At 40.8% G+C, this 1,406-nt stretch carries 1 protein-coding gene; it reads right to left on the bottom strand.

The window, feature by feature from the left end:
* Positions 1 to 101: 101 nt before the first annotated feature.
* Positions 102 to 497, bottom strand: a complete 396-nt coding sequence (locus A3762_RS25530) for a SirB2 family protein (RefSeq protein WP_068753811.1) — start codon at positions 495 to 497, stop codon at positions 102 to 104.
* Positions 498 to 1,406 lie beyond the last annotated feature (909 nt).

Genomic DNA, 1,406 nt, shown 5'->3' with positions numbered 1-1,406 from the left:
TGGGGGCGCGAATGACGGATCCGAATGTAGCTTAAATCCCGTCGAGCACGCAAGCGATCCGAGTCGTCTTTATATAAAGCTCGCTGCGTTTAGTTCTTCCTCTACATGAAACTAAAAACCGACCAAGCAGATTTGCTATGCGCTGCGCCAATAATAAATACATAACAGCTTAGCCCTGCGAGCAGGCCGACAAGGCGGTTGCGGGTTGTGTTGCCCCAACGCAGCGTCATCAAGCCAAATCCGATATACAACAATAACGCAATGATCTTCGCGGCTAGCCAAGGCTGTTCGCTCGGCCAAAATGCCCACGTTACCATCATGATTAAACCTGACAGTAGTAAAAATGTGTCGATGAGGTGAGGGAGTATTCGGGTGAGCTTATGCTCGAGCAGTGCGCTTTGCTTTAATGAGAGAATGCCTCTTAGTAGAAAGCCTAATCCTGTGAGGTAGGCACAACTTACGTGAAATCGCGGTTGCTTAAATAGTACCGCAGAAATGCAAAAGTACGCTGGCGTTGCGCTGGGTGTAGATAACAGCGGGAAGACAATCTGGATTCATTAGTGCTGGAAATGAGCCAAGTTTATACGGCAAACATTGGTGGAGAGGGTAGAAAAGTCAGTGCATGCATCTGACTGGATAGGTTCACACTAAATCAACAGCGGACCAAAGGTTTATTACAAAACGTAGCATTGCGAGCTTAGGCGTTCAAATGGATATGGATTATTTATCGTTATTGGAAAACGAGAACCCCATAAAACTAGTCAAAATTACGGAAGTTCTTGCAAGCGAAAAACTTACCATTACTTGCTTAAAAATGGTTAGCAAATGATTCAGGACGTGAAGCTGATTTTGAATAAGCTTTTTGATTAATCACCGGCTCTGAGAGAGTTGAGGTTATGTTGCTCTGTTGGAGCCTCAAAACAATCGACTTGGCCTAACAATAATACATCCGAATTATGCGCTCAAAAACGTGTATTAATTAACATTTGTAATGAAATTACAAAGAATCGGATTTACAACTCCTCACGAAACCTGTGAGATAAGATGCGTCTTTCTTAGGCCTCCGTCTGATATTGTTTAAAAAATTGCTTGAAAGTTTGGTATTGAGTTTTAACGGCCCCTTGTCAATCCTAATCACTCTTTCTCGCAAAGAATATCTTGATTATTGGAGAGGGGCTAATGTTTTAGTGTCTGATTTATTAAAATAAAAATTATTTTTTATAATTCGTAGCGATGCAATATTGTCTGCAGTTTATACGGAATTATGTAAGATTTTTTGTTATGCGTAAGAATATGGAAGAGAAAGCCATATTTATATTTTCAGGGCCATGTCTAAGAGTATTCCCAAGGATAGTTATATACAACTTTCTCCATACAAATGATGTGTCATCAATGTTAGAGAAGTT

Source organism: Oleiphilus sp. HI0125, from assembly GCF_001635355.1.
This window is presented reverse-complemented; position numbering and strand designations above follow the sequence as displayed.